The organism is Herbiconiux oxytropis (genome assembly GCF_024979315.1).
GTDB lineage: Bacteria > Actinomycetota > Actinomycetes > Actinomycetales > Microbacteriaceae > Herbiconiux > Herbiconiux oxytropis.
The window spans coordinates 67,726-93,332 of record NZ_JANLCK010000009.1; the positions used below are offsets into that span (position 1 = coordinate 67,726).

A 25,607-nucleotide genomic window follows, 5' to 3' on the forward strand; every position below is an offset into this window, starting at 1 on the left:
GCACATCGTATCTCAGATCTTTTCCCGTTCCCGGCCCTGCGTAAATTCCGTGTAACGGCTCGGCTCTCGCGTTGCCGTGGGCCCGGTGAAGATCATAGGGTCACATGAGATATCAGATCTTTTATTGAGCAGGAGTTCTCCATGTCGGCACCGAGCGACGTCATCCTTCCCGAGGTCCGCAGTTTCCTCGATCGCGAGCACGGCCTCATCATCGGCTCCGAGCAGCGCCCTGCGAGCGACGCCGGCCGCATCACCGTGCTCGACCCCGCCACCGGATCGGTCCTCACCGAGGTCGCCTCCGGCACCGCCTCCGACGTCGACGCCGCGGTGGCCGCGGCCCGCGCGGCGCTGCCGGTCTGGAACGGCCTGGCCCCGGCCGAGCGCGCCAACCTGCTCTGGAAGCTCGGTGAGGAGATCGAGCGCCGGGCCGACGAGTTCGGCCAGCTCGAGACCCTCGACAACGGCAAGCCCACGGGCGAGTCGTCCGTGCTCGACGTGCCGCTGGCCGGATCGCTCTTCAAGTACTACGCCGGCTGGGCCACCAAGATCGAGGGCGCGACGATGCCGACCTCCTCGGGCATGTACTTCCACGTCTACACGCGCCGCGAGCCCGTGGGGGTCGTGGGCGCGATCATCCCCTGGAACTTCCCGCTGCTCATGTGCGGCTACAAGCTCGGCCCCGCCCTCGCCGCCGGCAACACCCTCGTGCTGAAGCCCGCCGAGCAGACCCCCCTCTCGGCCCTCAGGCTCGTGGAGCTCATGCTCGAGATCGGCTTCCCGCCCGGCGTCGTCAACGTCGTGACGGGCGACGGGCCGGGCGCCGGGGCGCCCCTCTCCCGCCACCTCGACGTCGACAAGATCACCTTCACCGGCGAGAACGCGACCGGGCGCAAGATCCTCGAGGCCTCGGGCGGCAACATGAAGCGCCTGTCGCTCGAGCTCGGCGGCAAGTCGCCCTCGCTCGTGTTCGGCGACGCCGACCTCGAGAAGGCCATCGAGGGCACATTCGGCGCTGTGTACTTCAACCAGGGCCAGTGCTGCATCGCCGGCGCCCGGGTGTTCGTGCACGACTCGATCTACGACCGCTTCGTGGAGGGCCTCGCCGCGCGGGTCGCCGGCGTGCAGCTCGGAAACGGCCTCGATCCCGCCACCACGATGGGGCCGCTCGTGAGCGAGGAGCAGCAGCAGCGCGTCGACTCGCTCATCGCCTCAGGTGTGGCCCAGGGCGCGACCGCCGTGGTGGGCGGATCGCCCGTCTCGTCGTCGGCGCAGGCCGAGGCGCTCTCGGGCGGCTACTTCGTGCAGCCCACCCTCTTCACCGACGTGAAGGCCGAGATGGACATCATGCGCAAGGAGATCTTCGGGCCCGTCGGCATGGTCGGCCGCTTCTCGACCGAGGAGGAGGCCCTCGCGCTCGGCAACGACACGGCCTTCGGGCTCGCCTCCGGCGTGTGGACGAGGGACGTGGCGCGCGCCCACCGGGTGGCTGCGGGCCTTCAGGCCGGAGTCGTCTGGGTCAACACCTACGGCATGTTCGACGTCGCCATACCCTACGGCGGCTTCAAGGCCTCGGGTTACGGCAAGGAGCTCGGCGCGGAGGCGCTCGAGCCCTACCTGCAGACGAAGACGGTGTGGATCGACCTCGCCTGACGGAGCGCCCGCGGCGGGCGGTGGCTGTGTCAGGATGATGCCACCAGTCCTTCGAGCCGACGGGAGCAGAATGTCGGAGTCCGGCGACGAGCGCGTCTCGCCCCTGCAGGTGAAGGACCGCGTCTACGAACGACTCCGCGAGGCCCTGATCGACCAGGTGTTCGCGCCAGGCGAGCCGCTTCGCGAGGCGACGCTCACCGAGATGTACGGCGTGAGCAAGACGCCCATCCGGGAGGCGCTCGTGCGCCTGCAGCAGGACGGCCTCGTGGAGATCGCCGCCTACCGCGGCGCTCGCGCGAGCTCCTACAGCTCGGCCGACCTGGCGGAGATCTTCGAGGCGCGCGAGATCCTCGAGGTGGAGTGCGTGCGGCGGGCGGCCCAGGCCCCCGGCCCCGAGGCCGCCGAGCGGCTCGCCGGCACCGTGTCATCCGCCGAGAGCGCCGTCGCCCGTGGCGAGCTCGCCGAGGCCGCCGCGAGCCTCGACGACTTCGACGAGGTGCTCTTCGAGCACTTGCAGAACACCCTGCTCGACGAGATCCGTCAGCGCCTCAGCATGCATCTGCGCCGGGTCGGCCGCGTCAACCTGTCGGCCGATTCGATCACCCGATCCCTCCAGGAGCACCGCGCCATCATCGACGCGGTCGCCGCCCACGACGCGGATGCCGCCGACGCGGCCCTCCGCGCGCACCTCCAGTCGGTGCAGCGCCAGCAGGTCGAGGCCCTCGGGGTCTGAGCGCGGCGTACCGACCGGGGTCACCCCAGCAGCGGCAGCCCCAGGTCCCGCGGCCCCTTCGACTTCGTGCTGACGGCGAGCCAGACCACGAGAGCGAGCACGAACGGCGCCATCAGGAACAGGGCGGGCGGGAATCCGTCGCCCACGATCGTCTGACCCACGTACTGCAGCGCATCCGCCGCCCCGAACACGACCGCACCGATCATGACCCGAACCGGAAGCCAGCGCGCGAACATCACGAGGGCGAGCACGAGGTAGCCGCGGCCGTTCGTGATGTCGTCGACGAACACGCCGCCGGACTGCACGAGCACGAGGATGCCGCCGGCGGCCCCCGCGAGAGCGCCGTTCACGAGCATCGCCTGCATCCGCACCCGCAGCACCGGCACGCCCTGGGCTGAAGCCGCCACCGCGCCGTCTCCGGAGGCGCGCACCGCGAGGCCCCACCGGCTGCGCCAGAGCACCCAGGCCGTCACCGGGACGAGGAGGTAGACGAGGTAGACGACGGGGCTCTGGTCGAAGAGCACCTCGCCGAGCCAGGGGACGGCCGACAGACCAGGGATGGGCACCGGCGCGAGCAGCGAGGTGTCGGGCGCAGTCATTCCGCCGGGGAACAGCGTGCGGCGGAACAGGCTCGTGAGACCGAGCACGATGAGGTTGAAACCGATGCCGACCACGACCTGATCTGCCCTCGCCAGGACGACCATGGCCGCGTAGACGGCGCCGAGCCCGAGACCCACGAACGCTCCGGCGGCGAGCCCCACCAGGGCGTTCCCGCTCACGATCGCACCGGCGACCGCGGCGAAGGCCCCGCCGAGCATCAGGCCCTCGATGCCGATCGTGAACAGGCCCGCGCGCTGGGCGAGGGTCTCGCCGAGGCTCGCGAGAAGCAGCGGAGCCGCCAGGCCGATCACGCTCGACCAGAAGAACACTCCGAGAATCGCGTCCATGTCAGCCCTTCCTCCGCTTCGCCCTGAGCAGCTGCAGACCCGAGAAGGTCGCGAGCAGCACGATCGGGATGCCCTCCACCACGTAGGCGATCGACACCGGCACCCCCGCGTACTGCTGCAGCAGCGTCGCCGCCGAATAGATGCCGCCGAAGACGAGCGCCAGCACGGCAGCCCGGAAGGGGCGGAGGCCGGCGAGGAAGGCGATGGCGAGGCCCTCGAAGCCGTAGCCCGGCGAGAAGCCCTGGATGAGCCTGAACTGGGTGCCGAGCACCTCATTGGCGCCGGCGAGTCCGGCGATGCCTCCGGACACCACGAGGGCGCCCACCGTGAGAGCCGCGATCGGCAGTCCCTGGAAGCGGCTCGCTGCCGCGTTCAGCCCCACGCTCCGGAGCTCGAGACCGAGTCGCGTGCGGGAGAGGAACACGGCCACGAGCACCGTGACGATGATCGCGAGGATCACTCCCGCATGCAGGCGCGTGCCGAAGAGGGCCGGCAGCTCCGAGGTCTGCGGAACCCGCTCGGACTGGTTGAACGAGCTGTTGACGGCGCGCAGCGGCCCCTGGATGAGGAAGAGCACGAAGTAGGTCGCGATGAAGTTCAGCAGCAGGGTGACGATCATCTCGTCGGCGCCCCGCCAGAGCTTGAAGAGCGCCGCGATGCCCGCCCAGAGACCGCCGAAGAGCACGGCGCCCACGAGGGCGGCCGGGATGCCGAGCCAGCCCGGGAGGATCGAGGCGGCGTAGTAGCCGCCGATGATCGCGCCGAGTGCCCCCATCTGCAGCTGGCCCTCGCCGCCGAGGTTGAACAGTCCCGTGCGGAGCGCGACGATCGCGCCGAGGGCCACGAACAGGCGCGGAGCGGCGTAGACGAGGGTGTTCACGATGCCGTTGACGGTGCCCACGGTCGCGTCGATCGTCACCAGGGTGGCGAACCAGGGATCGGCTCCGGTCGACGCGATCAGGACGAGACCGATCGGAGCGCTGATCGCGAACGCCGCCACGAGGCTCACCCACGAGTGGTCGAGCAGCCGCAGCAGCACGGCGGCGACCTTCGAGCCTCGAGGCAGCTGGAGCCCCTCGGCCGGCGTCGCCGAGGCGGCATCGGCGGGCGGGCGGTGCTTCAACCCGCTCACGCCGGATCCTCCTCGGGACGCTTCTCAGGGCTCTGCTCGGGCTCCGAACCGACCATCCAGGCCGTCACCGCGGCCCGGCCCGTGCTCGCGGGCGCCTCGCCCACGATCCGGCCGCCGAAGAGCACGGCCACGCGGTCCGAGACCGAGAGCACCTCATCGAGGTCCGAGCCGATGAAGACCACGGCGGTGCCGCGGTCGCGGGCGGCGCGGATGCGGTCGAGCACGGCGCCGGCCGCTCCCGGGTCGAGCCCCCGCGTGGCCTGCGCCACCACGAGCACCCGCGGCCGGCCGCTCAGCGCTCGGGCGAGCACGATCTTCTGCTGGTTGCCTCCCGACATGCTGCGCACGGGCGAGGAGGTCGACGCGGTCACGATGCCGTACTCGTCGACGGCAGCCGTGGCATCCTTCTTCATCGCCCCGGCCTGCAGGAGGCCGAGCCGGGTGTAGTCGCCCAGGTGATCGAGCACGAGGTTCTCCTCCACGGTGAGATCGAGCACGAGGCCGTCATGATGGCGGTCCTCGGGCACGACGGCGATACGGTCACGGGGCGGGCGGCCGGTCAGCTGCTCGCCATCGACGGTGATGCGCCCGCCCGGTGAGGCCGCCATGCCGGCCAGCACCCGCACGAGCTCGCCCTGGCCGTTCCCCTCCACCCCGGCGATGCCGAGGATCTCACCCCCGCCCACCGAGAAGGAGCAGTCGTCGAGGCCGGTGGAGCCGGGGGCACTCGGGGCGCGGAGGCCCTGCACCTCGAGCACGATGCCTCCGGCGGAACCCGGCCCGCCTGCGGCGCCCGGCCTGCGTGCGGCCGCATCGGGGTGAGGCTTCACCGCACCCGTCGCGGCATCCGTCACACCATCGGGAGCAGCGGCGGGCACCAGGTGCCCGAGCACCTCCGCGGTCGTGGTGCGCGCCGTCGGCGCCGAGAACACGAGCGCGCCGCGGCGCATCACCGAGATCGCGTCGCAGACCGCGAAGACCTCCCGGAGGCGGTGGGTGATCAGCACGATCGAGCGGCCGGCAGCCGCCATCCGGCGCAGGAGCTCGAAGAACGGCTCGACCTCGCTCGGCGCGAGCACGGCGGTCGGCTCGTCGAGGATGAGGAGCTTCGCGTCGCGGTGCACGGCCGTGAGGATCTCGACGCGCTGGCGACCCGCGAGGGTGAGCTCCTCGATCCGGTCGTCGGGGTCGATGTCGAGACCGAGCGAGCCGGCGAGCTCGGCCACGCGGCCGGCGGCGGCGCCCCGATCCCAGCGCACCCGGCGGCCGGGGGTCGCGAGCGAGACGGTCTCGGCCACGGTGAGGGAGGGGACGAGCATGTGGTGCTGGTGCACCATCGCGAGTCCTGCGGCGATGGCGTCTGCCGGCCGCACGACGTCGACGGGCGTCCCGTCGACCTCGATGCTCCCCTCGTCGCGACGGTGCAGTCCGTAGACCACGTTCATGAGGGTGCTCTTGCCCGCGCCGTTCTCGCCGAGCAGCGCGTGCACGCTTCCGGGAGCCACGTCGAGGTCGACGTCGCGCACGGCGACGACCGGCCCGAAGCTCCGCCGCATCCCGCGGAGCCTCAACCGCGGAGGCGTGTCCGTCGGATCGGTCGGGCCGGTCATCTCGCGATCCCCGCTCAGCCGGCCGTGATGCTGCCGTCGGCGAGGCCGTCGAGGGCAGCCTGCGCCTTCTCCTCCACCGACGCGTCGACGTGGTGGAACGGGGCGAACGAGAACGCCCCTGTGGAGGCGTCCATGGTCACGAGGGTGCCGCCGAGCGTGCCGTCGGCGAACTTGGCTCCGATCTCGTCGTAGGCCGCGGCGAAGTCGACCATCACGCTCGTCACGACGCTCGGGTACGTGTCGCTCTCGTCGACGTACTCGCCGAGCGACAGGGTGCCCGACTCCTCGGCGGCCTGCTGCACGCCCTGACCCGCCGAGTCGGCCATGGGCACGAGGAAGTCGGCTCCGGAGGAGACAGCCTGCAGTGCCAGCTGCTTGCCCTTGGCCACGTCGGTGAAGCTGCCGATCCAGACCTGGCTGACGGAGGCGGCCGGGTTGACCGTGAGGGCGGAGGACTCCAGCAGCTTCATGGTGTCCTCGGACGACGGCAGCTGCTCGCCGCCGACGGCTGCGATGGCGCCGGTGGGTGAGACGAGGCCGGCCACGACCCCCTGCAGGAAGCCCGCCTGGGTCCAGTCGACCGACCAGGCGCTGTAGTTGGGGAGGTCCTCCAGGTCGCTCTCGTAGGAGAACAGCGAGAACTCGGTGTCGGGGAACTCGGCCGCCGTCTCCTTCATCGCGGCCGCGTACCCGCTGGAGTGCGCGATCACGAGGTCGTAGCCCTGCTGGGCGTAGTCGCGCAGCAGGGAGGGGGCCTGCTCGTAGGTGGCCTGCTCCACGTAGGTGCAGTCGAAGCCGTTGGCGTCGCACATGTCCTGGTAGGCCTCGTAGCCCGCCGGATCCCAGTTGCCCTGGTCGATCGACTGGGTGAACAGCGCGGCGACCCTGGGCGCGGCGCCGTCGCCTCCGGCGCCCGACGTCGACGAACCCGACCCGGCACCGGTGGCGCCCGTCCCGCAAGCGGTGAGGGCGAGAGCCGCGAAGCCGAGCACGGCCGCGGTGAAGACCTTTCGTGACATGGAGGAGCTCCTTCGTCGGTGGCACATGGTTCAGATATTAGATCTGAGATATAACCGAGACGATAATGCCGTCCTGTACCGGCGACAAGGGATGAATCGTGATGTTCACGGGCCGTAACGCGGGGGAAACAATGCAGCCCTAGCGTTTGAGATATCAGATCGGATCTGCGACACCAGGAGAGATCATGTCAGGCAGCCCCTTCCACCTCGGCTTCTTCACCGCGTTCGCGCCCGACGAGTGGAACGGCCCGATGGCCTCGGGAGGCGGCGACTTCTGGAACGGCGACTTCTACGTCGACATCGCGCGCGACCTCGAACGGGCGTGCTTCGACTTCCTGCTCTTCGAGGATGCGATCGCCGTGCCCGACTCCTACGGCGGATCCCGCGACGTCTATCTCGAGCACGCCTTCGTGGCACCCAAGCACGATCCCGTGCCGCTGACCGCGGTGATCGGGTCGCACACGCGCCACCTCGGCGTGGCCGCCACGATGTCGACGACCTGGAACCGCCCCTACTCGGTCGCGCGTCTGGCCTCCACGATCGACTCGCTCACCCGAGGCCGCTTCGGCTGGAACCTCGTCACGACCGCGGGGGCCGGCATCGCCGAGAACTTCGGCCTCGACTCGTACCCCGGCCACGACGAGCGCTACGAGATCGCCGACGAGGCCGTGACGATCGCGAAGCAGCTCTGGAACTCCTGGGCCCCGGATGCCGTGGTGCGCGATCACGACACCGGCGTCTACGCCGACCCGGCCAAGGTGCACGAGATCAACCACACGGGGAAGCACTTCTCCTCGCGGGGCCCGCTCAACACCGTGCGCTCCCCGCAGGGCCAGCCCGTGCTCATCCAGGCCGGATCCTCGCCCGCGGGCCGGGACTTCGCCGCGAAGCACGCGGAATGCATCGTGGCCACCGAGCGGGGGCCCGAGGCGATGAAGGCGTTCCGGGACGACATCCGGCGCCGGCTCGAGCTGGCCGGCCGGGAGCCCGACAGCTGCAAGGTGCTGTACCTGGTCACCCCGATCGTCGCACGCACCGATGCCGAGGCGCGTGCGCTCTACGACTCGATCCTCGCCACCGAGCGCTCCCAGCTCGACATCCTCGCCCGCATGTCGGGCTGGACCGGCCACGACCTCTCGGTCTACGACCTCGACGAGCCCCTCCCCCGCATCCACACGGAGGGCAGCCAGGGCATCCTCGAGCGGCTCGCCCAGTGGGGAAGCGGCAAGACGCTGCGGCAGTGCGTCGTGGAGATGGGCTTCTCCTCCGACAGCGTCGACCTGATCGGTTCGGCCGAGACCGTCGCCGACGAGATGTGCGCGGTCATGGACGAGGTCGGCGGCGACGGCTACCTCATCGAGGCCCCCGGCTTCCAGCCCAGCCGCGCCTTCGTGCTCTCCATCACCGACGCCCTCGTCCCGGCCCTCCAGCGCCGCGCCCGCGTCCGCACCGCCTACTCTGGCCCCACCCTCCGCGACAACCTCCTCGCCTTCTAGGGTTATAGTGATGTTTCCTCATCACTGCTCCGGAGGTCGAAGTGGACTGTTCTGCTCACACGTTCGAGGTGCTGTACCGCGACGACGAATGCCTCGAGAGCACCTACCTGGTGCGTGACGCACGAGGCAGGCCGTGCGCCATCGTCGATGCCGAAGCGCAGTTCGCCGGCGACTACTTCGACGATCCGGAGGCGCACGACGATGGTTGGTTCTCGTTCAGCATCCGCTGGTCGCGCTCGGGAACGGTGGCACCGGGAGGCCTCCGCTCCTGCGATCTGGAGGCGACGATCGCCGCCGTCGCGGCCTGGGAGCAGGCGGCATCGTCGGCGGACTCGCCCGTGGCCGCACTGGTGGACGACCACCGGACCGCTCGCGAGCGCGCGGGGCTGGCCGCGGGGGAGCTCTCCCGATCCACCCGAGTTCCGCTGCAGGAGTCGGCCGATCGACGAGCGCACGATGCGTTTCGGGAGCTCGCGGGCCTGGAGGGAGAGCTTCGCTCGGCCCTCGAAGCGTTCAGTGTCGCCCGTGGATTGCAGAACTCCCGCCCCGCGAGCGGTCCGAGCACGTTCATGCGAGTGGCGGATGAGGCCGAGCAGCACATCTGCCGCGCCTCGGTGGTCCAAGCGGCCGTCGACGAGCTGACCCTCTGCGGAGTCGTCGTCGGCCTCCCACAGGGTCTGCTCGCGAGAGTCGCATCGAAGCTCGGGGTGCCTCCCGCGATGCTGCGGCCGCTCTGGCCGAGCGCCGAGCGCCTCGAAGCCGATGTGCTGATCGCCCTCGCCAAACAGGGACTCGCGGCGAAGGCCGACGACGACGTCCTCATCTCCGCCTGGAATCACGTGGGTCGCCAGACCTCCCGGCTCGCTGATCCAGAGGAGCGGTGGATCGTGCTCGACGAGCTCATCGCGCTCCTCACCGTGGAGGCGTTCACCGCGTGGACGGGCTCGACCCCCTGGCGGAACTACGTGGCCTGCACCACGGCGGCGAGCTCATCCGAGGCGCTGGCCGAGACGCTCCGCGCAGAGATGGCCGAGGCAGAGGAAGCGTTCGCCACCCGCATGGGTGAGTTCTACCGCAACATGCTGCCGCTGATCGGCTTTCGGCTCTGCCCGGCGCTCCGAGACGACCACCGCGCCTTCGGTGTGCTGCTCCTGGCGGCGATGGAGGGGCTCGGCGTGGTCCGGCACAGCCTCGCGACCATCGTGGGAGCCTCGTACGGTGAGCAGTCGGACCCGGCCCCGATCGCGTCCTTGGCGGTCGATGCACTGGTGGCGGCACTGCTCGAGCCCGACCCCGACTACGACTGCCGAGCCGCAGTCTCGCGCCTGACCGAGGGCCTGGTGCTGGTCATCTGAGACAGACTGCCCGCCGGTCACCAGTTGCCGGGGGCGTAGTCCTTGAGGAAGATGCCGAAGAGGTCTTCGCCGGACTCACCGCGCACGATGGGGTCGTAGACGCGCGCGGCGCCGTCGACGAGGTCGAGCGGGGCGTGGAAGCCCTCTTCGGCGAGGCGGATCTTCGTGGGGTGCGGGCGCTCATCGGTGATCCAACCGGTGTCGACGCTCGTCATCAGGATGCGATCGGTCTCGAACATCTCGCGCGAGCTCGTGCGGGTGAGCATGTTCACCGCCGCCTTCGCCATGTTGGTGTGCGGATGCCCCGGGCCCTTGTAGCCGCGGCCGAAGACGCCCTCCATGGCGCTCACGTTCACGATGTAGCGGCGGCGCGCCTCGCTCGCGGCGAGCGCCGGGCGAAGGCGCGAGATCAGCAGGAACGGCGCCGTCGTGTTCGCCAGCTGCACCTCGAGCATCTCGAGCGGATCGACCTCCTCCACCCGCTGGGTCCACGAGTTGCTGTCGTGGAGATCCGGCAGCAGGCCGCCGGCGTCGATCGCCGTGCCGGCCGCGAGCCGCTCGAGCGAACTGGAGCCCGGAGCCATCGCCTGCGCCGTGAGCTCGTCGGCCTTCGATGCGGCTGCCGCCAGAATCGGATGCGCGCTCACCGACTGCGCGAGCGCCTGCGGATGCTGGTCGTTGGTGTGGCCGAAGGTCACGAGCTCCGGCAGGGGCCCGTCCGGCAGCGGGGCGAGCTCGGCGTCGACGAGCGGCTGGTAGGCGCCGGTGGAGCGCCGCACGGTCTGGGTGGCATTGTTGATGAGGATGTCGAGGGGGCCCGCGGCCGCCACCTCGTCGGTGAGGCCGATCACCTGCGCGGGGTCGCGCAGGTCGATTCCCACGACCTTGAGGCGGTGGATCCACTCGGCCGAGTCGGGCAGGCTGCTGAACCGGCGCACGGCGTCGCGCGGGAAGCGCGTGGTGATGGTCGTGTGCGCGCCGTCACGGAGGAGACGGAGCGCGATGTGCATGCCGATCTTCGCGCGACCGCCCGTGAGGAGCGCTCGCCGGCCGGTGAGATCGGTGCGCGCCTCCCGCTTGGCGTGGCTGAGCGCGGCGCACGACGGGCAGAGCTGGTGGTAGAAGGCGTCGACGAGCGTGTACGGCTGCTTGCAGATGTAGCACTTGCGCGCCTTGAGGAGCGTGCCGGCCGTGGGCGCCGCGGTCTCGGTGGCCGTGCCGCTGATCGCGATGCCGCGGGTCTCGTCGTCGATGCGATCCGGGGCCCCCGTGGCCGTCGCCGCCACGACACCCCGATCGGCCTCGGCGATCGCCTGCCGGATCTCCCGACGGCGCTTGACCTTCACGGCCTTGAACATGTGTGCCGTCGCATGCCGCACCGTCACGAAGTCCGGATGCTCCTCATCCAGCTCCACCATCTGCCGCAGCACCCGCAGCGTCACCGCCAGCTCCCCCGCATCGATCCGGGGCTCACCGGGCTGAAGATCATCGAAAGGCACACATGATCCTACGCCGCCGCGATTCGCCCGAACCCACCCTTCACGAGCATCGGCATGATCTCCTCGCCGAGCGCCGCCAGGTCGTCCTTGAAGTCGGGCATGATGAACACCGCGCCATCGACATCCGCGTGCTCGATCATGTCGGCCAGCTGCTCGGCGATCGACTCGGTGGAGCCCGCGACCGTGCCCGTGGAGATCGCGGTGGAGTCGGCCCAGCTCTCGTTGTCGGGGTTGTAGGCCGTGGGGTCGTGCGACACCGCTCCCCACTCCCGAGCCATGTTCGTGATGGCCACCAGGTCACGACCCTCGTTGTAGTGGTCGATCCGGCGCTGGGCGTCGGCATCCGTGTCGCCGGGGATGATCATGAACACGCAGTAGGTCTTCAGGGCGTCGCCGTTGGCCTGCGAGATGGATCGCGCGCGCTGCCCGATCGAGATCACCGAGTCGCGCGAGGTGCCCTCGAAGAGCACGCCGTCGAGGTTCTTCGCCACGAAGGCGAGCCCGGTGTCGGAGGTCGCCGCGCAGATCATCTGCGGGACGCCGCCCACGGGCTTCGGGTCGCTCTGGCAGTCCTCGAGGGTGAAGAACTCGCCCTCGTAGTCCACCGACGAGGAGGTCCAGAGCGCCTTCACGATCTCGACCCACTCCCCCGCGCGGCGGTACTTGGCCGCGTTGTCGAGGTCGAGGCCGAGGCCCATCTGCTTCTCCGACATCCGATTGCCGCCGGCCACGATGTTGAGGCCGGTGCGCCCGTTCGAGATCTCGGACTGCGTGGCCACCATCTTGGCCGCGACGGCCGGATGCAGGAGGGCGGTGTTCACGGTCGACCACACGCCGATCTCGGTGGTGGCCTGGGCGAGGCCTGCGCTCGTGATGAGCGACTCGAGGTTCACGTCGAAGTGCTTGGAGACTCCGCCGTAGCCGCGCCACACGGCCTGCGACAGAGTGAAGTCGAAGCCGAAGCGCTCGGAGTCGCGAGCCACCTCGAGGTTGTACCGGTAGCTGGCGTCGAGCTCGGGGATGTTCCCCGACGGGATCCAGCCGCCCGAGCCGACGGGCATGAAGATGCCGTACTCGATGTCCTTCATGAGCGGGGTGCTCCATTCTGCTGGGCGAACGCCTTGCGGGACTCCTCGTGCAGGACCTCGATCAGCTGCTCCTCATAGGCGATGAACTCGTGCGAGGTGGTCACGGAGAGGTCGCGGGGGCGGGGAAGGTCGATCTCGAGCTCAAGCCGCACCGAGGCGGGGCGGGCCGTGAGCACGATCACGCGGTCGGAGAGGTAGACGGCCTCGCGGATGTCGTGGGTGATGAGCACGGCCGTCCAGGAGTACTCCGACCACACTCCCTGCAGCCAGTTCTGCATCTCGATCCGGGTGAGGGAGTCGAGGGCCCCGAACGGCTCGTCGAGCAGCAGGATCTCCCGGCCCTGCACGACTGTGCGCAGGAGCGCCGCGCGCTGCCGCATGCCGCCCGAGAGCTCGTAGGGGTGCGAGTCCTCGTACCCGGCGAGGCCGAACGTGCGGAAGAACGACTTGGAGCGCTCGAGTGCCTTCTTCTTGGGCATGCCCTGCACCTCGAGGCCGAGCGCACCGTTCTCCACGATCGTGCGCCACGGGAACAGCAGGTCCTTCTGCGGCATGTAGGCGAAGTGCTCGCGCTGGCCGACGACGTTCTGCCCGTCGACCCGCACCTCGCCGAGGTCGGGCTCCTCGAGGCCGGCGATGATGTTGAACATCGTGCTCTTGCCGCAGCCCGAGGGGCCGATGACGGAGACGAACTCGCCCGGCTCCACCGTGAACGAGATGTCGTCGACCACCCGGCGGGTCTCGCCGCCGCCCAGGTCGAACTCCTTGTCGAGACCGACGATCTCGATCTTGGGAACGGATGCGCTCATCTCAGCGGTCACCTCGCGCCTTCCTCTCTTTGAAGCTCCAGGGGATGACCAGTCGTTCGATCACGAAGGTCAGCAGGTACAGCGAGATGCTCAGCACGGCGGTCACGGCCACCGCGGCGAGCACCAGGTCGGTGCGGAACGCGTTCTTCTGGGTCGACATGAAGATGCCCAGGCCGGACTGCGCGCCCACGTACTCCGCGAAGATCGCGCCCACCACGGCGTAGGTGATGGAGATGCGGAGAGCGGTGAAGAAGGAGGGCAGCGCCGAGGGGAGCCGTACGAAGGTGAACTCCTTCCATCTGCCGGCGCCCATGCTCCTCAGGAGGTTGCTGGTCTCCCGATCCGCCTTGTTGAAGCCCTCGATGAGCCCCACGACGATCGGGAAGAAGGTCACGAGCGCCACGACGAGGATCTTCGGCAGCAGCCCGAAGCCGAACCAGATGATCATGAGCGGCGCGATGGCGATGATCGGGATGGTCTGCGAGGCCACGAGCAGCGGCATCAGGCCGCGCCGCAGCACGCCGGAGAAGTCGATCGCCACGGCGATGATCCAGGCCACGATGAGCGAGAAGGCGAACCCGATGACCGTCACCTGCAGGGTCGAGAGGGTGTGGCCCCAGATGATGTCGGCGCGTTCGAAGCCCTCGACCACCACCCGGGAGGGCGCGGGCAGCACCTGCGGCCGCATGCCCGTGAGGGTGACGGCGAGCTCCCAGCCCACGAGCAGCAGCACGACGATCACGACGGGCGGCACGACGCTGCCCCAGAACGAGTCGCGGCGGGGCCGGCGCTTCGGGCGGGCGGGGCGGGGAGCCGACGGTGAGGCGGGCGGCGGATCGGCCGGTGCCGCTCCCGCTGCGAGCGGCGCTCTCTTGCTGTTCAGTGCGCTGGTCATCTCAAGCCTCCACGGTCTCGGGTAGTTGGTTCCAGAACCGGCGCTCGTGCCCGAGTGCACGGTCGGTGATCTCGAGGGCCCGTTCGACGGGCAGGTCGGCGGCGTCGACGAGCCGGAGGTGCCGATCGACGAGCACGGCGTAGTCACCACCGGTGTAGATGTCGACCCAGTCGCGGTAGACGCCGTCGACCGAGCCCCTGAGCGCCTCGAGGGCCACCCCGTAGCCGTAGATGCAGGGCAGCATCGCCACGAGCATCCCGTCGAAGTCGTCGGCGAAGCCGTCGTAGAAGGCGAGGTACTCGGCGGTCGTGGCCGAGGGCCGCACGTCGGTGAAGTCGCAGCCGAAGGGCACCGCGGCCTGCTTGTGGTGCTCGAGCTCGACTGCCACCACTCCATGGGCGAGGGCCACGAAGTACTCCAGCGTCTCGTCGTCGGTCGACGTGGCGGCGAGCCGGCTGTAGTGCCGGGCGTAGGCGCGGAGGTAGAGGAAGTCCTGCTCGAGGTAGTGGCGGAACACCGCCGGGTCGAGGGTCCCGGCACGGATGCCGGCGAGGATGGGCAGATCGGCCCAGCCCGCGACGCTCTCCGCGATGATCGCGGTGAGGCGCGCGGAGAGCGTGCGGGCTGGGCTGTCTGTCATGGTCTCGTCTGCTCGGCGATCAGTCGGTCAGGTACTCGTTGGTGTAGAAGCTCGACCAGTCCGGCGCCTCGGTGAGGGTGTTGCCGTCGACATCGGCCAGGAGTCCCGCCTCGAGGTAGAACTCGCCGAGCCCTGCCCACTGCTCGTCGGTCATGAGGCCGAACTCGCCGTTCTCGTCGAGCATGAAGTCGCTCGAGAGCAGGGTCTGGCTCTCGGTCACGAGCTCGGCCTCGGTGAGCACGTCGGGGTTCGCGGCCATCAGGATCTCGGCGCTGCCCTCGGGGTCGGCGATGGCGTCCTCGTAGCCCTTCGCGAGCGCCTGGGTGAAGGCCTTCGTGGTCTCGGCGTTCTCGCCCATCCAGGTCTTGTTGCCGAGCACGAGGAGGCCGTAGTTGTCCGGGAAGCCGTAGTCGGTGAAGTGGAAGTACTTCATGGGCGTGCCGTTGAGCTCGGCCTCGATGCCCTCCCAGGTCTCGAACGGGATGGTGAAGTCGACATCGCCGGAGTAGAGCGCCTCGTAGGCGCTCGTGCCGAGGGTGACGTTCTCGAAGTCGCCCTTTCCGCCGTCATCCTTGATGACGGCCTGCAGGGTGGGCACCTCGGAGGGGCTGCCGAAACCTGCGTAGGTGAGGCCGTCGAGGTCGGCGGGGCTCTGGATGGTGTCATCGTCGGCCCGCACGCCGATGGCCGTGACCCAGGTCTGGATGGGGGCCATGATCGCCTGCACGTCGGCACCGGCGGCCATCGAGAAGGTCGAGACGTCCTGGAAGCCGATGCCGAAGTCGGCGGCCCCCGCGTCGATCAGGGTCTCGGGGTAGGAGCCGTTGTAGGGCAGGATCTCGACATCGAGGCCCGCTTCTTCGAAGTAGCCCTTCTCGATCGCCACGTAGAGGCCGGTGTGGTTGGTGTTGGGGGTCCAGTCCAGGGCGAACGTCACCGGGGTGAGGTCGCCAGAGGCACCGGCGGAGCCGGTGGACTCGGCTGCCGAGCCGCCGCTCGAGCAGGCGGCGAGGAGGCCGGCGGTGGCCAGGACGGCCGCTCCGGTGGCGAAGTTCCGCTTCTTCATCATGTGCGTGGTCCTCTTTCGTTGTCGGGCGGTGCAGGGGGCCTTGCGGTGGGTGGGATCGGGAGGGGATGGGGATCAGGCGGGCCGGTGCACGACTTCCATGCGCTCGACCGTGCGACGGAAGGCCTCGTTGGTCTTCCGCACGACCTCGGACTCGTCGACGGTCGTGAGCTCGCGGCCGCGCATGAGCACGCGGCCGTTCACGATCGTGGTGTCGACCATGCCGCCGTTCGCGGCGAACACGAGGTGGCTCGTCATGTGCACGGGGGTGTCGCGGAGCATCGGGGTGAACTCCACCGAGTTCGTCTCGACGAGGATCACGTCGGCCTTCGCGCCGACGGCCAGCTGCCCCGTCTCGTGGCCGAGCGCCTTCGCTCCGTTCCGGGTCGCCATCCGCAGCACGTCGGCGGCGGGCATGAGCGAGGAGTCCTGCCGCTGGGCACGATGCATGAGCGAGGAGTACTTCATGACCTCGAACATGTCGGCGGAGTTGTTGCACTCGACCGCGTCGTGGCCGAGCCCCACGTTGATCCCGGCCGCGAGCATCTCGGGCACCCGGGCGATGCCGTTGCCGAGCTTGGCGTTCGAGGAGGGGTTGTGCGAGATGTGGGTCCCGGTCTCGGCCATCATCCGGATCTCGTCGTCGTTCAGGTGCACGCAGTGCGCGGCCACGACGTCGGGCCCGAGCAGTCCCACCTCGTAGGCGAGCTCGGTCGGCCGCTTGCCGAAGCGCTCGAGGCTGTTCTCGACCTCCGACATCGACTCGTTGAGGTGGATGTGGATGCCGATGCCGAGCTCGTCGGCGAGTCCGCGGGTCTCCCGGAGCAGCTCGGGCGAGGCCAGCGGCAGCCACTCGATGCCGAAGCGCACCTCGATCAGGCCGTTCGCGGATCCGTGGCTGCGGTGGAACGCCTCGACGTTGTCCTGCAGGGTGTCGAGCCGGTACTCGTCGAGCGCGATGTCGTTCGAGAGCACCACGCGGATGCCGATCTGCTCGGCCGCCACGGCGAGCGCGTCGAGCTTGCGGTACATGTCGTTGACGGTCGTGACGCCGGCCTTGATGGACTCCGTGTAACTCGCCATCGCGGCCCAGTAGGCGGAGTCGAAGTCGAGGGCCCGGATGAGCGGGTACCAGCACTCGTCGAGGTACTCCCAGAGCGGCAGGTGATCGTTGTAGCCCTTGCCGAGCGCGGTGTGGAAGTGCAGGTCGATGAGGCCGGGCATCACGATCTTGTCGGTCGCATCGATGACGTCGTCGCCCTCGGCGGCGGAGGGCGCCTCGGCCGCCGGCCCGATCCAGACGATGCGGTCGCCGTCGATCACGACGGTGCCGTCTTCGAGGTAGGTGCCCTCGTCGTCGAGAGTCAGGACCATGCCGTGGGTGATCAGGATGCGGGTCATTGCGGGTCTCCGAGTGGGGGTTCGAGTGCTTCAGATCTAAGATCTTATTTAGGAGGCTAAGGGTGCCGAGTGGCCGTCACAAGCGGATTCGATCAGTGTTCACACGCGGTAACACGCCCGAAACACGCGCCGTCAGAGCCCTTCGTCGGCCGCGACGATGCCGCCGCCCAACCAGCCGAGGGCCATCGTGACGAGGTTCGGGCCGGCATCGTGGATGCGCGGGAACACCGACGCGTCGATGATCTTGAGCCCCTCGGTGCCGAGCACGTTCAGGCGTCGATCGACCACCCGGTCGATGCCGCAGGTGCCCACGGGGTGGTTGTAGGTCTCGACCCGTCGCCGGAGTTCCGGCACGAGGTCGGTCGTCTTCCACCACGCGTCGTCCGGCACGGTGACGATGCCCTCGTCGGCCATCGCGTCGATCAGGTCGGCCGTCTTCCGCACGGCGATCGCCATCCGCTCCGCATCCGAGTCGGTGGCGAGGTGGCCGAGGCGGATAAGACCCCGGTCGTCGTCGCCGCGGGTGATGCTCCCTCGGGACTCGGGCTGCATGAGCGCCACCGAGACGCTGTAGCCGGCGCGGGGCGCCGTGCGGTCGTAGAGCCAGGTGGAGAAGGGGAAGACCTGGAACTCGTCGGCGGGGTCGTCGGCCACTCCGGCGCGGAGGAGCGATCCGCTGACCGGGCGGGCGAAGACGTCGGCCTCGTCGCGGGCGAGCACGTTCATCATGAGCCAGGGGTGGTCCTGAAGGCCCTGGCCGATGCCCGGCAGATCGACGCCGGATCGCCAGAGCATTTCCGGGGTGCCGTAGGCGCCGCCGGCGACGATGACGAGATCCGCGGCGATGGTCTCGACCCCGCCGGGGCCCTCGATCTCCACGCCGACGGCACGCGCCCCCTCCATCAGCACGCGGCGCACGAACGAGCGGTCGCGGAGCGTCACCCGCCCGCGCACGAGCGGCGCCACGGCGGCGAGCGCTCCCCAGCGCCCCTCGTCGACCCGGTTGGTGGGCCAGGGCCCCACGCCCTGGGTTCCCGGGGCGTTGTGGTCGGCGCAGTCCGGGTGCCCGGCGGCCCGGGAGGCCGCGGCGAACGCCTCGTCGAGCGGGCTCTGGCTCAGCCGGGTCACCCGCACAGGGCCGCTGTCGCCGTGGTACGGCCGGTCGCCGAACTGCTCGTCGGTCTCGATGGCGTTGAGGCCCGGCAGCAGGTCGTCCCACTGCCAGCCCTCGCCCCACGACTCGAAGCCGCTCGGCTGTCCGCGCGACCCGGCGGCGGCATTGACGCTCGAGCCCCCGCCGAGCACCCTGCCGCGCACGAGGTGACGGCCCGAGTCGAGATCGGTGTAGTCCCAGTCGGCGTCGGGGAAGGCGTGGTCGTGCAGGTAGTTGTGGGGCACCGGATCGCCGGGGTCTGCCCCCGCCTCGATCAGCGTGACGTCGGCCAGGTCGGCGAGGCGATGGGCGGCGAGGAGTCCTCCGTTGCCGCCTCCGGCGATGACGATCCTCATGCCGCTCCCGCCGTCTCGTCGGAGAGGCCGAGGAGGGCCGCGAAGTTGCCGCCCATCACCCCGTCGAGCTTGGACTGCGGGATGGGCGGGAGGCCGAGCACCGCCGCCTCCTCGTTGACCGTGAGGAGCTTCTCGCGGAGGCCGACCGGGTCGTAGAGGAAGCCCGGGAAGTCGGTCCCGAACATGATCTTCTCGAGGGGCACGAAGAAGGGCTCTGCCCGGTGCAGGAAGAGGAAGAGGTCTCGCCGGGTGACGGTGGCGATGTGGTAGCTGATCTCGGTGTAGAAATTCGGATGCTTCGTGAGCATGAACATCGCCTCCTCGATCCAGGGGATGCCGCAATGCGCGATGATCACCTTCAGGTCGCGGAAGTTGCGGCCGATGTCGTCCAGGAGTGCCGGGCGGCCGAGCTCCATCTTCGCGTCGATCCGGGTGGAGCCGGCCTGGTGGATCATCACGGGGATGCCGAGGTCGCGCGCCGCGGCGAGCACCGGGAAGGCCAGGTCGCGGTCGACCGGCGACCAGTGCTGGTACATCGGATAGAGCTTCACACCCTTCAGGCCGTCCTCCTGCACGGCGCGGGCGAGCTCGTCGACGGCTGCCTTCACGCCCCGGTAGGCCGGGTTCACCGACGCGAAGCCGATGATCCTCTCGGGTTCGGCGCGTACGCATCCGGCGATGTACTCGTTGCAGCGCTCGGGATGCTGCTCGCCCGTGACGTCGGTCTGGCCGAGCACGTCGACCGTGCCCATCAGCCGGCCCTCGAGGTACTGCGGGCTCACGGCGAGCGCCACGATCTTGTCGAAGCCCGGATGCGCGGCGACGGTCTCGTGCGGACCGACGACCCCGAAGCCGTCCTTGCCCTCTGCCGCCTCGATCTCCTCCCACTCATGGTCGACCGGGCAGCGGTGGCTCGGCAGCTTGCCCTCGGCACGGTAGATGGTGAGCGAGCCCTCGCGGCCGTAGCGCTTGGTGAAGGCCGCATCCGTGCCCATCGAGAGGATGTGGGTGTGGGCGTCGATCTGGAGTGTCATGGCGGTTCCTAGCTCAGGTCCTGCCAGGTGGTCCCGGTGAACCCCTGGTCCCAGAACTGCCGCTCGAGGCGGCAGCCGGTGATGAAGATGTCGGCGGCGCGGACTCGCGCGGCCTCCGGCATGGCGGCGAGTTCCCGGTCGAACGAGTCGCGCAGCGTCGCGACGACGACGGCGTAGGCGTCGCTCGCGAAGAACTCGATCCAGCCGCGATAGGCCGGATGCTCCACGGCGCCGTCGATGAGGCCCGTCGCGATCTCGCCGTAGCTCCAGGCGCACGGCAGCAGGGCGGCGGCGATGTCGTTCGCGTCGCCCGTGGCGGCGATCGAGAGCAGCCACGAGGTGTAGGCCACGGTGGCGGGGGCCCTCACTCCTTCGCTCACCGGACCCTCCCCCGCGAGCGCGACCGCGTCGGCGTGCATCCGCTCGTTCTGCGGGAGCTCGACGGCGACGATGTTGACGAGCGCGTCGGTGTACTCACCGAGACCCCGCAGGTCCGGTGAACGGGTGGCGCCCATGGCGAGCATGCGCGCGTAGTCGGGGAGGTAGAGGAGGTTCTGCGCGAGGTAGAAGCGGAAGCGCTCGGGCGGCAGCGTGCCGTCGGCGAGCCCACGGGGAAACGGATGCTCGATGAGCGCGTTCCAGAGCGGGCCGACGGAGTCCCGGAGCTCGGCCGTGGTGGCGGGCGCCGGTGCCGATGTGTGCGCCGGTGCGGGTGTCGCGCTCATGCGGTCACCGCCTCGCGCGTCTGGCCGAAGTGGCCGCGCAGTGTCGCTCCCTCGTAGGCCGCGCGGTAGACACCCCGTTCCTGCAGTTCGGGAACCACGAGGTCGACGAACTCCTCGATGCCCTCCGGCAGCGTGGAGGCGTTGACGTTGAAGCCGTCGGCCGCGCGGCCCTCGAACCAGCGCACGAGCTCGTCGGCGATCGAGGAGGGCGTGCCCACGGTGGTGAAGTGCCCTCCGCCGGCCGAGATGCGCTCGAGCATCGTGCCCACGTCGACCTTCCGGCCGTCGTCGTCGACCGAGAGCGTCTGCATCATGACGTAGCGGCCCTTGGGGCCAGGGAACTCCTCGAGCGCGGGCAGGTCGGGCATGGTGTCGTTCCGTTCGAGGCGTGAGCAGTCCATGCCGATGTAGCCGCCGAGCACGGCGAGCTGGCGGTCGAGCGACTTGAGCGAGTCGAGGTGGCGCTTCTTGTCGCGGGCCTCCGCCATGGTCTCGCCGATCACCGTGACGACACCGGGGAGCACCACGATCTCGTGCTCGGCCCGGCCGTGGTCGCGGGTGCGGCGCTTGATGTCGTCGTAGTAGTCGTGGGCGTCCTCGATCGTGGAGCCGATCCCGTAGATGGCCTCGGCGTAGCGCGCCGCGAGATCGCGGCCCTCGGGCGACGCCCCGGCCTGCACCATCACCGGACGGCCCTGGGCGCTCGCCGGGATGTTGAGGGGGCCGCGCACGTCGAAGGCCGCACCGTGGTGCTCGATCGGGCGCAGGCGGGTGGGATCGAGGAAGTCGCCTCCCTCCTTGTCCATCAGCACCGCCTCGCGGGGATAGCTCCCCCAGAGCCCGAGCATCACCTCGGCGAACTCCTTCGCCCGGGCGTAGCGCTCGGCCGGCGGCAGGAGCGACGGCAGGCCGTGCAGCGGAGCCTCGGCGTCGCTCTGCGAGGTCACGAGGTTCACGCCGGCCCGGCCACCGCTCAGCAGGTCGAGCGAGGCGAGGGACCTGGCGGCGTTGAAGGGGTCGTGGAACGAGGCGCTGACCGTGCCGATGAGACCGATCCTCGAGGTCTTGGCCGCGATGTAGGAGAGCAGGGTGAGGGGCTCGAACATCGCAGCGGCGCTGTTGTGCAGACCGCCGAAGTACGACAGGTGCGAATCGGCGAGGAAGACGGCGTCGAACAGCCCCCGCTCGCAGGTCACCGCGAGGTCGGCGAAGGTGTCCGGATCGAAGGCGCTCTCGACGCTCGTGCCCTCGCGCTGCCAGGCCGCTGGGTGGTGCCCGTACAGCCGCATGAACAGGTTCAGGTGCAGCAGGCGCCCGTCACCGGGCCCGTCGTGTTCGCTCGCCATCAGGCCACCGTCCGAAAGATCGATCCTCTTAAGATCTAGGATCTAATATCTCGATTACGAGGACGTCACGCCGATGTTTCGGGTGTGTGTACTTACTGCGGATCGTGGAGCTCGTGGTGGCTGACCGTCGCGCAGTCCTCACCGAAGACGAAGTCGCCGAGCACCCGCTCCCCGGCGAGCACCGCGGGCAGCCAGTGCTTCGCGTCGTCCCACATGGCCTCGAGCGGCAGCTCGTCGAGCGGGTACCAGGCCGGCGACACCTCGTCGGACTCCTGCGGCTCGCCCCGCCACTCGCGCGCGACGAACACGGTCGAGTCCTGGCTCCAGTTCTCCCGGAACGGGAACGCGAACTTCACGAGGCCCATCTCGGTGAGGTCGCCGGGGGCGACGACGAGGCTCGACTCCTCCTCGATCTCACGCACGATGGCCTCGAGCGCCGACTCCCCCGGCTCGATCTTGCCGCCGAGGCCCACGATGTTCCCTGACCCGAGCCCGGTCTTCTTGCGGCCGAGCAGCACCTCGGTGCGGCCGTCGGCACGGTCACGCAGGAGGAAGGCGACGCACACCTGGTAGGGAGAGACGGGGGACATCTGAGGATGATATCCCCGCGATGTGTTCGGCATGTTTCGAGTCCTTGGCCGGCGTCGGGGGTGCGGCGTAGCGTGGAGGCATGAGCACTTTCGTTGATCCCCCCACTCCCGAGTCGTTCGAGCACAACGGTCAGCACCCCGAGGTCGACGACGAAGACGTCGAGCCCGACAGCTTCGACGAGCGCGTGCAGGACGAGTTCAAGACGTTCATCGGCGACGCCACCCCCACCGAGGGGCCCGCGCCCGCGGGTTGAGGGCCGAGGCGGGCGGTGGCGGCGTGATCGACAGCGCGCCGCTCCATCGTGCTCGAGCCGAGGCCGAGGCCGACATCCGGGAGCTCACGGCCGCCATGGAGTCGCTCCGCACGACGCGCGAGTCGTCGTCGGACGACGACGAGCACGACCCCGAGGGCCCGACGCTCTCGAGCGAGTGGTCGCGCATCCGCGGGCTGCTGACGGCGGCCGAGAACCGCCTCGCCGACGCGGAGGCCGCGTGGGCGAGGGTGGCGGACGGCACGTACGGCACGTGCCTGCGCTGCGGCTCGGCCATTCCGCCCGGGCGCCTGGAGGTGCGGCCCACCGCCGCGTACTGCGTGGCGTGTGCCTCGTTGCGCTGAGCACAACAGCCCTGAGCCCAGCACCCCTGAGCCCAGCACCCCTGAGCCCAGCATCCCCGCCCGACGCATCATCCGACCGCCAGGAGGCCGTCATGGACGAACGCACGCAGGAATTCGTCGAGACCTTCCGGGTCTTCCTCGAGGAGGTGGTGCAGACCGAGCGCGGCGGCGACGACGGGCTGTCGCCCCTCGGGGAGCTCGTCGAGGCGCACCTCGGGTCGCCCGTGCGTGAGCTCCCGGTCATCACGCACACGATCGCGGCGCACCGTCTGGTCGACGCCGACCTCGCCCTCTCGTCGCTCGCCGACGCATCCGGTGCCGCACCCCTCGGAGTCTCGGGTGGTCAGATGCGCGACCAGTGCGCCCTCCCCGAACTTCTCGCCGGGTCCCGCTTCGCGCGCTTCGCTCCGGGGCCCATCGACTACGTGTCTGTGGCCGACGGCCCCGACTCGGTGCGCCGGGTGATGTCGTTCGGCCTCGTGCTGCTCCACTTCGAGGGTGCCCCGGTGGTGGCCCTGCAACGTGCCGCCAAGCCCGAGCGCGGTCGCGCGGCCGCCGCACTCGAGGTGCTCGCGGCCGATCCGGATGTGGCGGGCGCCTTCCTCGCCGAGTTCTCGCGGCTCATGCTCTCGCTGTCGGTGCTGCGCGGCCAGGTGCTCTCGTTCACCGCCAGCGAATACGGCAACGGGGCCGCAGGGGCCACGTTCCTCCCCCGCCCGCAGGTGGCGGCCGACGACGTCATCCTGGCCCCCGGCGTGCTCGAGTCGGTCACCCGCCACGTGGTCGGCGTCGGTGAGCAGCGCGAACGACTGCGGGAGGCCGGCCAGCACCTCAAGCGCGGAGTGCTGCTCTACGGCCCGCCCGGCACGGGCAAGACCCTCACGGTGCGACACCTGCTGAGCCGCACCCCCGACACCACCGCGGTGCTGCTGACCGGACCGAGCATCCGCTTCATCACCGAGGCGGCCGAGCTCGCGCGCGCGATGCAGCCCGCCGTCGTGGTGCTCGAGGACGTCGACCTCGTGGCGCAGGAGCGCGGTCTGCACGGGCCGCAGCCTCTGCTGTTCGCGGTGCTCGACGCCCTCGACGGGCTCGACGGAGACGCCGACGTGGCCTTCGTGCTCACCACGAACCGGGTCGAGATGCTCGAGCGCGCGCTCGCCGAGCGGCCGGGGCGCGTCGACCTCGCCGTGGAGGTGGCGCTGCCGGACGACGAGGCGCGGCGTCGGCTGTTCCACCGCTACGCCCAGGGCCTGCCGCTCGGAGCCGACGCCATCGACGCCGCGGCCGACCGTGCCGCCGGCACCACCGGCTCGTTCGCGAAGGAGCTCATGCGACGCGCAGTGCTCGCCGCGGCCGAGGCCGACCGGGCCGTGACGGATGCCGACCTCGCGGAGGCGCTCGACTCCCTGCTCTCGGCGGGCGCTCGGCTCACGAGGAGCCTGCTGGGCGGAGGCGGAAGTGGAAGCGGAAGCGGACACCGACAGGGGGACGGTGCGGCTGCGGAACAGCCGGAGGTGCGACTCACCGCCGGCTGGACGGCGTACTCACCCCGTTCCGGTCAGACCTTCGAACCCTGATCGTCGGAATCCGGATCCTGGTCGCCGCCTAGCTCCCACGGCAATGGCCCCTCGAACTCGATCGGCTCGTCCGGTGGGGTGTCGAAACCACCCGGGCGCTGCACCCGGCCGAAGAAGCCCATCTGATTGGACTTCGTGAGCACCGAGTCGGGCGCAGGATCGGAGGGCGCGCCCGCATCGGCACCGGATCCCGCATCCGGTCGCTGCTTGCCGAAGTAGCGGTCGCGGAGGCGCTGGTTGAAGCTCTTCCGCTCCTGCGCATCGCCGTCGTCCCCGCCGCTCATACCAGCCTCTTCAGCATGCGCGTGTTCCCGAGCGTGTTGGGCTTGACCCGGGCGAGGTCGAGGAACTCCGCGACGCCCTCGTCGGGCGAGCGCACGAGCTCGGCGTAGACCTCGGGCTCCACGAGGGCGAGCGGGGAGGCGGTGTAGCCGTTGCGCTCGAAGAACGGCACCTCGAAGGTGAGGCAGAACAGACGCGAGAGGCCGAGCTCCCGGGCGTCCTCCTCGATCTTCTCGAGCAGAGCGCGGCCGACGCCACGGCCCAGCCAGTCGTCGTGCACGGCGAGAGTGCGCACTTCGCCGAGGTCCTCCCAGAACACGTGCAGGGCACCGCAGCCCACAAGGGCGCCGTTCTCGTCGACCGCTACCCGGAACTCCTGCACGGCCTCGTAGAACACCACGGCGTCCTTGCCGAGCAGGATTCGTCGCTGCACCAGGGGCTCCACGAGGGTCTGGATCCACGGGACGTCACTGGTGCGCGCCCGCCGCACGGTCACGGGCGCCTTGCTCGAACTCATCCCCCCAGACTATTCCCGCCCGGAACGCCGAAACGTCACTTTCCTCGCTTCCCCGAGCGGGGTGGCGT

The 25,607-nt window shown here is 69.9% G+C and carries 25 protein-coding genes; 7 read left to right on the top strand and 18 right to left on the bottom strand.

Going from position 1 to position 25,607, the window contains the following annotated elements; all coding sequences use genetic code 11:
• Positions 1-141 precede the first annotated feature (141 nt).
• The gene (locus tag N1028_RS15145; RefSeq protein ID WP_259530210.1) at positions 142-1,650 is read left to right on the top strand and encodes an aldehyde dehydrogenase family protein; all 1,509 of its coding nucleotides are present in this window, start codon (positions 142-144) and stop codon (positions 1,648-1,650) included.
• A 70-nt stretch (positions 1,651-1,720) separates the two neighbouring features.
• Positions 1,721-2,383 carry a GntR family transcriptional regulator gene (locus N1028_RS15150; protein WP_259530212.1) on the top strand — a complete coding sequence of 221 codons (663 nt, stop codon included), beginning with the start codon at positions 1,721-1,723 and terminating at the stop codon, positions 2,381-2,383.
• A gap of 20 nt (positions 2,384-2,403) precedes the next feature.
• On the opposite strand, the gene N1028_RS15155 is transcribed toward N1028_RS15150, so the two are convergent.
• Genes N1028_RS15155 through N1028_RS15170 form a run of 4 tightly spaced genes read right to left on the bottom strand, consistent with a single transcriptional unit; the run spans position 2,404 to position 7,091 of the window.
• The gene (locus N1028_RS15155; protein ID WP_259530213.1) at positions 2,404-3,330 is read right to left on the bottom strand and encodes an ABC transporter permease; all 927 of its coding nucleotides are present in this window, start codon (positions 3,328-3,330) and stop codon (positions 2,404-2,406) included.
• A gap of 1 nt (position 3,331) precedes the next feature.
• A complete protein-coding gene (locus N1028_RS15160) occupies positions 3,332-4,462 on the bottom strand; it encodes an ABC transporter permease (protein WP_259530214.1) in 1,131 nt (376 codons plus the stop codon).
• Entirely contained in the window at positions 4,459-6,072 is a 1,614-nt protein-coding gene (locus N1028_RS15165) for an ABC transporter ATP-binding protein (protein WP_259530216.1), read from the bottom strand. The genes N1028_RS15160 and N1028_RS15165 overlap by 4 nt, the downstream gene beginning before the upstream one ends.
• 14 nt (positions 6,073-6,086) lie before the next feature.
• Entirely contained in the window at positions 6,087-7,091 is a 1,005-nt protein-coding gene (locus N1028_RS15170; RefSeq protein ID WP_259530218.1) for a BMP family protein, read from the bottom strand.
• 185 nt (positions 7,092-7,276) lie between these two features.
• On the opposite strand from N1028_RS15170, the gene N1028_RS15175 reads away from it, so the two are divergent.
• Positions 7,277-8,587, top strand: coding sequence for an NtaA/DmoA family FMN-dependent monooxygenase (locus N1028_RS15175; protein WP_259530220.1), 1,311 nt, complete (start codon positions 7,277-7,279; stop codon positions 8,585-8,587).
• A 41-nt stretch (positions 8,588-8,628) separates the two neighbouring features.
• On the top strand, positions 8,629-9,942 hold the full coding sequence (locus N1028_RS15180) for a hypothetical protein (RefSeq protein WP_259530221.1): 1,314 nt from the start codon (positions 8,629-8,631) through the stop codon (positions 9,940-9,942).
• Between the two features lie 17 nt (positions 9,943-9,959).
• On the opposite strand, the gene N1028_RS15185 is transcribed toward N1028_RS15180, so the two are convergent.
• The 12 genes from N1028_RS15185 to N1028_RS15245 all read right to left on the bottom strand — a co-directional run bounded on the left by N1028_RS15185 (position 9,960) and on the right by N1028_RS15245 (position 22,544).
• A complete protein-coding gene (locus N1028_RS15185) occupies positions 9,960-11,441 on the bottom strand; it encodes an SDR family NAD(P)-dependent oxidoreductase (protein WP_259530223.1) in 1,482 nt (493 codons plus the stop codon).
• A gap of 8 nt (positions 11,442-11,449) precedes the next feature.
• Complete coding sequence (locus N1028_RS15190; protein WP_259530224.1) at positions 11,450-12,529, bottom strand: LLM class flavin-dependent oxidoreductase; 1,080 nt, start codon at positions 12,527-12,529, stop codon at positions 11,450-11,452.
• Entirely contained in the window at positions 12,526-13,338 is an 813-nt protein-coding gene (locus tag N1028_RS15195) for an ABC transporter ATP-binding protein (protein ID WP_259530225.1), read from the bottom strand. Before N1028_RS15195 ends, N1028_RS15190 begins: the two co-directional genes overlap by 4 nt.
• 1 nt (position 13,339) lies before the next feature.
• Complete coding sequence (locus N1028_RS15200) at positions 13,340-14,233, bottom strand: ABC transporter permease (protein ID WP_259530226.1); 894 nt, start codon at positions 14,231-14,233, stop codon at positions 13,340-13,342.
• A gap of 1 nt (position 14,234) precedes the next feature.
• Entirely contained in the window at positions 14,235-14,873 is a 639-nt protein-coding gene (locus N1028_RS15205; protein WP_259530227.1) for a TenA family protein, read from the bottom strand.
• Positions 14,874-14,892: 19 nt separating this feature from the next.
• The gene (locus N1028_RS15210; protein WP_310795603.1) at positions 14,893-15,942 is read right to left on the bottom strand and encodes an ABC transporter substrate-binding protein; all 1,050 of its coding nucleotides are present in this window, start codon (positions 15,940-15,942) and stop codon (positions 14,893-14,895) included.
• A gap of 72 nt (positions 15,943-16,014) precedes the next feature.
• Entirely contained in the window at positions 16,015-17,340 is a 1,326-nt protein-coding gene (locus tag N1028_RS15220) for an amidohydrolase family protein (protein WP_259530228.1), read from the bottom strand.
• A gap of 132 nt (positions 17,341-17,472) precedes the next feature.
• Positions 17,473-18,849 (bottom strand): GMC family oxidoreductase, encoded by a 1,377-nt coding sequence (locus tag N1028_RS15225; protein WP_259530230.1) that lies wholly within the window; start codon positions 18,847-18,849, stop codon positions 17,473-17,475.
• A complete protein-coding gene (locus N1028_RS15230; RefSeq protein WP_259530231.1) occupies positions 18,846-19,883 on the bottom strand; it encodes an amidohydrolase family protein in 1,038 nt (345 codons plus the stop codon). The genes N1028_RS15225 and N1028_RS15230 overlap by 4 nt, the downstream gene beginning before the upstream one ends.
• An 8-nt stretch (positions 19,884-19,891) precedes the next feature.
• The gene (tenA, locus tag N1028_RS15235) at positions 19,892-20,608 is read right to left on the bottom strand and encodes a thiaminase II (RefSeq protein ID WP_259530232.1); all 717 of its coding nucleotides are present in this window, start codon (positions 20,606-20,608) and stop codon (positions 19,892-19,894) included.
• Positions 20,605-21,954 (bottom strand): NtaA/DmoA family FMN-dependent monooxygenase, encoded by a 1,350-nt coding sequence (locus N1028_RS15240; protein WP_259530233.1) that lies wholly within the window; start codon positions 21,952-21,954, stop codon positions 20,605-20,607. Before N1028_RS15240 ends, tenA begins: the two co-directional genes overlap by 4 nt.
• A 92-nt stretch (positions 21,955-22,046) precedes the next feature.
• Positions 22,047-22,544: an 8-oxo-dGTP diphosphatase gene (locus N1028_RS15245; protein ID WP_259530234.1), complete on the bottom strand. Its 498-nt coding sequence runs from the start codon at positions 22,542-22,544 to the stop codon at positions 22,047-22,049.
• An 80-nt stretch (positions 22,545-22,624) separates the two neighbouring features.
• Here N1028_RS15245 and N1028_RS15250 point away from each other — a divergent pair, with 80 nt between their 5' ends.
• From N1028_RS15250 to N1028_RS15260, 3 genes are all read left to right on the top strand, one after another.
• Positions 22,625-22,798 carry a hypothetical protein gene (locus N1028_RS15250; protein WP_259530235.1) on the top strand — a complete coding sequence of 58 codons (174 nt, stop codon included), beginning with the start codon at positions 22,625-22,627 and terminating at the stop codon, positions 22,796-22,798.
• Positions 22,799-22,821: 23 nt separating this feature from the next.
• On the top strand, positions 22,822-23,160 hold the full coding sequence (locus tag N1028_RS15255; RefSeq protein ID WP_259530236.1) for a TraR/DksA family transcriptional regulator: 339 nt from the start codon (positions 22,822-22,824) through the stop codon (positions 23,158-23,160).
• A gap of 92 nt (positions 23,161-23,252) precedes the next feature.
• Positions 23,253-24,740 carry an AAA family ATPase gene (locus N1028_RS15260; RefSeq protein WP_259530237.1) on the top strand — a complete coding sequence of 496 codons (1,488 nt, stop codon included), beginning with the start codon at positions 23,253-23,255 and terminating at the stop codon, positions 24,738-24,740.
• On the opposite strand, the gene N1028_RS15265 is transcribed toward N1028_RS15260, so the two are convergent.
• Together N1028_RS15265 and N1028_RS15270 are read right to left on the bottom strand one after the other, a co-directional pair.
• Positions 24,722-25,024 (bottom strand): hypothetical protein, encoded by a 303-nt coding sequence (locus N1028_RS15265; RefSeq protein WP_259530238.1) that lies wholly within the window; start codon positions 25,022-25,024, stop codon positions 24,722-24,724. The two genes, N1028_RS15260 and N1028_RS15265, sit on opposite strands and share 19 nt — an antisense overlap.
• The gene (locus tag N1028_RS15270) at positions 25,021-25,539 is read right to left on the bottom strand and encodes an amino-acid N-acetyltransferase (RefSeq protein WP_259530239.1); all 519 of its coding nucleotides are present in this window, start codon (positions 25,537-25,539) and stop codon (positions 25,021-25,023) included. The genes N1028_RS15265 and N1028_RS15270 overlap by 4 nt, the downstream gene beginning before the upstream one ends.
• Between the last annotated feature and the right edge of the window lie 68 nt (positions 25,540-25,607).